This window comes from Desulfovibrio sp. ZJ200 (genome assembly GCF_011039095.1).
GTDB lineage: Bacteria > Desulfobacterota > Desulfovibrionia > Desulfovibrionales > Desulfovibrionaceae > Desulfovibrio.
The window spans coordinates 1-6,435 of the sequence record NZ_JAAKEH010000078.1 but is presented as its reverse complement, the minus strand read 5'-3'; the positions used below and the strand labels follow the sequence as shown (position 1 = coordinate 6,435).

Here is a 6,435-nt window from a genome sequence, read left to right as displayed (position 1 = left end):
AAGACAGCCCGGCCCGGTGGCGTTGGCGAAACTGGAGAACATGGAAGCACAGGCGGGATGGAAAAAAGAAACGGCGCGATCAAGGGGCATGCCTCGGTCACGCCGCATTATGGAATCTTTGGAACGGAGCGGCGGGCGCGTGTCTTGTCTTTTATGCTGTCTGTCGTGCCTTTTCGCGTAATGTGTCGAGGTAGTCGGCGTACTCCTGAACCATGCGTCGCCGTTCCGGCAAATACTCCGCATAGTTGTACGCGGCGCGGACGCCGTTGCGCTCACAATGAGCAAGCTGGCGCTCTATCCAGTCTGTGTTATAGCCAAGCTCGTTCAGGAGGGTGGACGCCATTGACCGGAAGCCGTGGAAGGTATGTTCGCCGGTGGCACAGCCGAGTTGCCGCAGGACGCGCAACGGGCCTCCTCTGTACATGGGGCCGTCGTTTCCCGCCCGGTTGCCAGGAAAGACAAAGCGTCCATCGCCGCTTTTCTCATGCAGCTCATGGAAAATCGTCAGGGCCTGACGCGAAAGCGGTACGCCATGGATTTGCTTCATCTTCATCCGTTCCGCCGGAATGCGCCATTCCGCCGCCTCAAGGTTGATTTCCTCCCATTCCGCGCGGATCAGCTCGTTGGCCCGGACGAACACCAATGGCGCAAGGCGCAGGGCGCGGGAGATGAAAAAGTTCCCCTCATAGGCGTGGATTTTGCGCAACAGTTCGCCCACGGCAACGGGTTCGGTGATGGCCGCATGGTGGCCGTTGACCGTGGGGGCGAGAGCGCCGCGCAAATCGGCGGCAATGTCGTGTTCCGCCCTGCCGGTGACAACGGCGTAACGGAAAATCCGTCCGGCATCACGCAGCGCCTTGTGGGCTATGGTCAACGCACCCCGTTCCTCCACCCGCCGGAGAACGGCCAGCAGTTCCCTTGGGGTAATAGCGTTGATGGGACGTTTGCCAATGTGGGGGAAGAGGTTTTCCTCCATGATGCGGATGACCGCCTTTTGGTATGAGGGAACCCACTTTGGCGAGTATTTGGCGCACCATTCGCGCGCCACGTCTTCAAAAGAATTGCGGGCCGCTTCCGCCGCCGCTTCTCTGGCCTGGCGTCGGGCTTCGCTGGGATCGATATGTTCCCGTAGCAGCTTTTTGGCCTCTTCCCGTTTTTCCCGTGCCTCGCGCAGGCTCACGGACGGATACGGGCCAAGGGAAAGAAGCTTCTGCTTGCCCGCGAAGCGGTACGCCAGCCGCCACGACTTTTTGCCCATGGGCGTGACGTAGAGGAACAGGCCCCCGCCGTCCGAGTGCTTCTGAATCTTGCCGTTGGCTATGACATGCCGTATGAATGTGTCGGTCAGTTTCATCCATCCACCTCCAGAGTGGTGTTTCTTGGTACGGCTGGACTGACTGCTACCAACATATTTCTGAAAAATCCTTTTGATACAAGGTATTACAAGAAATATGCCGGTAGCTGAGAGGGGAACCCCGCTCAGTTTCCCAAGGTCGGGGACAGCACTGCCCGACCTTGGGAAACGCCGTCATTGACAGCCCAGACCTACCAAAAGACTACCAACACGTCTACCAACGGTTTTTGTGGATGCAGGTGGATTTTGATGGATGGGATAAGGCAAAGATGTCTGATTAACATATTGAAATTACATGCTAATCAGACATCTTTGGACTTCCTGAAACAAGTTAGGCAACTTCATGAGCAAAACGCTCTAAAAGCGCAGTTTGGCGAAGCTGAAAGGCAGGCGTCAGCCGTCGCCGCGGTAGCGGCATACTGAATAACCACAACAATTTTTTTGGACAAAGATCGCTGCAAGCCACATGCTATCTTATCCGTACGGCTCGCCAAGCTCGCCTGCGGGTAAAGCAAGAATCAATTCAGAGAATGCCCTCAGGGTTTTGCGTCGTCATAAACCCCGCCGGGCGGAAAATCAGTAGGAGCAGAGACGGTCAGCCGGAATTATGGTGAAATTGTTTGCTTTGAGCAGTTCCACCGCCTGATCGACTTTGTCGAAACGGAAAATCATCACCGCGCTTTCCTGATCGCGCTGCACAAAAGCGTACATATACTCCACATTCACGCCGTTACGGGACACCAGCTGCAGCACTGCGTCGAGCCCGCCCGGCACGTCGGACACTTCCACGGCCACCACGCTGGTGCGCCCGAGGGTAAAGCCCTTTTCCTTGAGTACGTTCTTGGCTTTTTCGTGATCGCAGACGATCATGCGCAAAATGCCGAAGTCGGACGTATCGGCCAGAGAAAGCGCCCGGATGTTGATGCCGGCTTCAGCCAGCGTGTGCGTGACTTCGGCGAGGCGACCGGCCCTGTTTTCAAGAAAAACGGACAATTGTTCTGCTTTCATGCTGGATCCTTTAGCAGGCAATGCGCTCAGGCTTTGTTTGAATCATCCTTGGAAGATGCGTCGTTCTTCTTTTCCTTTGGGGTGATGTCTATTTCGTCCGGTTCGGAAGAGGCGCGGCGAAAGTTGCGGATGGCCCGACCGAGACCGCCCCCTATTTCCGGCAGCTTGTTGGCGCCGAAAATAAGCAGCACCACGACCAGGATAAGCAATAATTCCTGCATGCCAATGCCGAACATGCGGCAAGCCTCCGTTGGATGTTGGGCCCTGAAGCCGATCTACTGCAAACAGCATAAGCCGCGTCAGGCGCAAGGTCAAGGTGCGTCGGCATTGAAGAGGCGCGAAGGTATCAGATGCCTCAAAGCACTTTTTACCGGAAGGCTGGCAGCATTCGGAAAAACAACCCCAATATGGTCTGACAAGGTTGTATTTTGCGTGAGGAGGGGCATGGAAAATCTTGTCGTCCGGGAAGGTTTGACAGGGACTTTTTTCTTATTTAAGAAAATAAAAAACGATTTTCCCCAAAAAAACAATTTTGGGGGAATGAACAGGGCAAAATGCCGCAACCATCCCAGGTAAAATCAAAGCAGCGCGTGGCCGCCCATGGCGAAGTCTTCACCGCAAAGCGGGAAGTCAAGGCCATGTGCGACCTTGTGGCTGACGAGTGCAACCGTATAGACAGCCGCTTTCTTGAGCCTGCTTGTGGCGAAGGCGCATTTCTGGCCGAAATTCTCACCCGCAAATTGGCTGTCTGCAAGCAAAAATATGGAACGCAGCTTTTGCGACCTGACTACGAGCGGGCATCCGTCAATGCCGTGATGTCCCTTTATGGCGTGGAACTGTTGCCGGACAATGCCGCATCCTGCCGCGAACGGCTTTTTGCGATATGGAATGACGCCTATACAAAAAATTGCGGAACGGATGCCCATGATATTTGCCGCGAAGTAGTCCGCTATATTCTCTCCGTCAATATTCTCTGTGGCGATGCCCTGACCATGAAACAGGACAATGGTGAGCCAATCATATTTGCGGAATGGTCGTTTATTGATGGAAGTATGGTCAAACGCCGCGATTTTCGCCTGGATAAGCTGATTGAAGCCAATGAAAAACAGAAAGGCAACTGTATACCAGTCGAAGATGGGTATGTCGGCTATGATTGGGAGAAAAAAGAATTTTTCCCCAAACCCATACAACCTGAATATCCGCCAATAGACTACAGGAGGCTATGCGAGCATGGCCGATCCTGAAAATTTTGCTAATTCTCTCTTCCCACAAGTCAATCATAATCCGGACGTCCTTTCTTGCCTGGTCAATCTGAGCAATGACGAGGTCTTTACGCCACCCAATGTGGCAAATGCCATACTGGATATGCTGCCGCAGGAATTATTCAAAAGTTCCAGCACAAAATTTCTTGATCCTGTGTGCAAATCTGGTGTATTTTTGCGCAAAATTACCAAAAGGCTGGTGCAAGGACTGGAAACAGAATTCCCAGATATACAGAAACCTCTTGACCATATTCTGCAAGTCAGGTTTACGGCATAGCCATCACAGAAACATCTCTTTTATCGCGCCGGAAGCTTTATTGCGCCAAATATCCCAATTTCACTTTCTCTATCAGCCACTTCGACAATATCACCGGTAATATCCGTTTCAAAATGCCAAGCATACCTGGAAAAATGGCAAATGCGTATTTTGCGGGACTTCCCAAGCTCAATATGAACGAGAAGAAGGACTGGAAACACACGCATACGAATTCATACATACTGATAATCCGCAGGAGATTTTTGGAGATATGAAGTTTGATGTTATTATCGGTAATCCTCCATACCAGTTGAGTGATGGGGGAGCAAAGGCTAGTGCGAAACCTATCTATCAAAAATTTATTGGTAATTCGAAAAAATTAAATCCTAACTATTTAAGTATGATTATTCCCTCTCGCTGGTTTTCAGGAGGGAAAGGTTTAGATGAATTTAGAGATAGTATGTTAAACGATGCTTGCATTAAAACTATTATAGACTATACTGATTCAAAAGAATGTTTTGACACTGTAGATATTGCTGGTGGAATATGTTATTTTTTACGCGACAAGAATTATAATGGAAAATGTACCATAAAAAATATAACTAACGGTAAAATTCAAATATCTGAACGTAATATTAACGAATTTAATGTATTTATACGATATGCGGAGGCAGCAAACATTATACGCAAAGTACGCTCATTTTCTGAACCAACAATGAATACACAAGTTAGTTCAAGGAAACCATTTGGACTAAATACATCAATTACTCCAATTGAAAATGGTGATTTATTATTACGTTATAACAAAGGTATAGGAAAATACTCTTCTGATAAAATTAGTATTGGAAAGGATTTAATAAAAAAATGGAAAACAATTATTTCGTATGTATCATATGATCATGCCGGAAAAGCAGATAGAGATGGTGCAAGGAAAGTTATGTCTGTTATCGAAGTTTTACCACCAAATTCAGTATGCTCAGAAACATACCTTGTCGCCGGCTCATATGATGATGAGATATCAGCAATACATCTAAAAAATTATTTAAAAACAAAATTCGTTAGATTTTTAGTTGCACAAGTTGCATTATCACAACATATTACAAAAAATTGTTTTTCTTTTGTGCCAATTCAAAATTTAAATCAAGATATTAACGATATAAAACTTTATCAAAAATATAATTTATCTCAAAGTGAAATTGAATTTATTGATAAAACGATAAATTAAATTTAAATATACAATATTATATCAAATAATCTATCTAAATGAGGGGGGGATCATGACCTTAAAATTAAGTGATTGGAATAACTTGTCTACTTCTCAAAAAAATAATGTGATAAAATTTTTAAGAAATAATTGTAAAATTGATGCGGAAATACCTGCTTCTGAACCGCAACAATCAAATTCATATCCAATAACTGCAGGTACTACATCTGGTGGTTATCCTATGAAATTCGGCAAAGAATTCCGTATATATCTTATCAGCGCAAAAAATTGTCCCTCCTTCCTTCAACCCCATTGCATGAAAGGAACCAGAACTTATGAGGCAAGAATAGGAGGAAATGAGGCAATAGAAGCGATAATGCAATATGGCGGATTGAAATTTGGTGATAATTAGCCCCCTTTATATCTATGTAAATTGTTTATAAAAACTATTAATTTGAGTGCATTTATAAAATGCCAGCTCGACAACTTTGTATCGTCAAAGACAAAAAGCAATCCCCTGATTTATGCTTATACCGACCCGCATTACCCTGGCTTGCTGAAAGTCGGCTTCACTGCCCGAAGCATACCTGAGCGCATGGCGGAGCATTATCCTACCAAATCTCCCGCAAAACCACCATACAAAATCGTTTTTACAGAATCGGCCATGTACGAGGATGGCGGCACATTCACAGACCATGCCGTTCATACGGCATTGCGCAAGAAAGGCATTCCCAATCCTGATGGTGAATGGTTCAAGTGTGGCGTTGAAGACGTAAGGGCGCATGGCTTGCAGGTATCACCCGCACGGAGAATGGGGAAAATCGCGACCAGAATTTTGCCATACGTCCGGAGCAAAAAGCGGCTGTGAAGAAAACAAAAAACTATTTTTCAATCCGCTGAACAGGAAGGCATCAAAACGCCCAAATTTCTCTGGAACGCCAAAATGCGCTTTGGCAAGGCTTTCGCCGCATATCAGCTTGCCAAAGCCATGTGCATGAAGCGGGTATTAGAGCAATTTGACTTTTATTTTATTTAAAAATCGTTTAGATTGCAGAGATGAAATTTGCATCTGAAGAAATCCGAACCAAGGCTGTTCATGCGTATCTTGATGGAAAAGCAACAGCCAGGCAATTGGCAGATATTTTAGGTTATACCCCGGCTAGCATCTGCAATTGGGTCAGAGCTTACCGTGAAAACCAACGATTATCAGCCAAACCCAATGGCCATCGTCCAAGTTGTTTCTCATGCGAGGAGATTCGGGAATTGCAAGCCCTTCTTGATAAAAATGGTGATATGACGCTTCAGGAAATTAAAGAGCATTTTAATAAATCCTGTTGCCTGGCTGCCATCC

9 protein-coding genes are annotated in these 6,435 nt (G+C 46.9%); 6 read left to right on the top strand and 3 right to left on the bottom strand.

Going from position 1 to position 6,435, the window contains the following annotated elements:
* Positions 1 to 151: 151 nt before the first annotated feature.
* From G7Y52_RS14120 to G7Y52_RS14110, 3 genes are all read right to left on the bottom strand, one after another.
* Positions 152 to 1,354, bottom strand: coding sequence for an integrase arm-type DNA-binding domain-containing protein (locus tag G7Y52_RS14120; protein ID WP_165072986.1), 1,203 nt, complete (start codon positions 1,352 to 1,354; stop codon positions 152 to 154).
* Positions 1,355 to 1,930: 576 nt separating this feature from the next.
* Complete coding sequence (locus G7Y52_RS14115) at positions 1,931 to 2,362, bottom strand: ACT domain-containing protein (protein WP_165072984.1); 432 nt, start codon at positions 2,360 to 2,362, stop codon at positions 1,931 to 1,933.
* Positions 2,363 to 2,388: 26 nt separating this feature from the next.
* Positions 2,389 to 2,598: a twin-arginine translocase TatA/TatE family subunit gene (locus G7Y52_RS14110; RefSeq protein WP_165072982.1), complete on the bottom strand. Its 210-nt coding sequence runs from the start codon at positions 2,596 to 2,598 to the stop codon at positions 2,389 to 2,391.
* Positions 2,599 to 2,916: 318 nt separating this feature from the next.
* Between G7Y52_RS14110 and G7Y52_RS14105 the strand changes: the two genes are divergently transcribed.
* The 6 genes from G7Y52_RS14105 to G7Y52_RS14085 all read left to right on the top strand — a co-directional run.
* Positions 2,917 to 3,606, top strand: coding sequence for an SAM-dependent DNA methyltransferase (locus tag G7Y52_RS14105; protein ID WP_165072980.1), 690 nt, complete (start codon positions 2,917 to 2,919; stop codon positions 3,604 to 3,606).
* Positions 3,593 to 3,901 carry a hypothetical protein gene (locus G7Y52_RS15115; protein WP_206215326.1) on the top strand — a complete coding sequence of 103 codons (309 nt, stop codon included), beginning with the start codon at positions 3,593 to 3,595 and terminating at the stop codon, positions 3,899 to 3,901. Before G7Y52_RS14105 ends, G7Y52_RS15115 begins: the two co-directional genes overlap by 14 nt.
* Before the next feature lie 250 nt (positions 3,902 to 4,151).
* Positions 4,152 to 5,105: an Eco57I restriction-modification methylase domain-containing protein gene (locus G7Y52_RS15110; RefSeq protein ID WP_206215325.1), complete on the top strand. Its 954-nt coding sequence runs from the start codon at positions 4,152 to 4,154 to the stop codon at positions 5,103 to 5,105.
* Positions 5,106 to 5,157: 52 nt separating this feature from the next.
* Entirely contained in the window at positions 5,158 to 5,496 is a 339-nt protein-coding gene (locus G7Y52_RS14095; RefSeq protein WP_165072978.1) for a hypothetical protein, read from the top strand.
* Positions 5,497 to 5,538: 42 nt separating this feature from the next.
* Complete coding sequence (locus G7Y52_RS14090) at positions 5,539 to 5,952, top strand: GIY-YIG nuclease family protein (protein ID WP_165072976.1); 414 nt, start codon at positions 5,539 to 5,541, stop codon at positions 5,950 to 5,952.
* A 188-nt stretch (positions 5,953 to 6,140) separates the two neighbouring features.
* On the top strand, positions 6,141 to 6,435 hold a 295-nt coding region (locus G7Y52_RS14085), incomplete at its 3' end, for a helix-turn-helix domain-containing protein (RefSeq protein ID WP_165072974.1).

What these genes read in the sequence shown, in the direction of transcription:
- G7Y52_RS14110 (WP_165072982.1), bottom strand. Translation starts at nt 2,598, where the DNA reads ATGTTCGGCATTGGCATGCAGGAATTATTGCTTATCCTGGTCGTGGTG.
- G7Y52_RS14115 (WP_165072984.1), bottom strand. Translation starts at nt 2,362, where the DNA reads ATGAAAGCAGAACAATTGTCCGTTTTTCTTGAAAACAGGGCCGGTCGC.
- G7Y52_RS14120 (WP_165072986.1), bottom strand. Translation starts at nt 1,354, where the DNA reads ATGAAACTGACCGACACATTCATACGGCATGTCATAGCCAACGGCAAG.
- G7Y52_RS14095 (WP_165072978.1), top strand. Translation starts at nt 5,158, where the DNA reads ATGACCTTAAAATTAAGTGATTGGAATAACTTGTCTACTTCTCAAAAA.
- G7Y52_RS14105 (WP_165072980.1), top strand. Translation starts at nt 2,917, where the DNA reads ATGCCGCAACCATCCCAGGTAAAATCAAAGCAGCGCGTGGCCGCCCAT.
- G7Y52_RS15110 (WP_206215325.1), top strand. Translation starts at nt 4,152, where the DNA reads ATGAAGTTTGATGTTATTATCGGTAATCCTCCATACCAGTTGAGTGAT.
- G7Y52_RS15115 (WP_206215326.1), top strand. Translation starts at nt 3,593, where the DNA reads ATGGCCGATCCTGAAAATTTTGCTAATTCTCTCTTCCCACAAGTCAAT.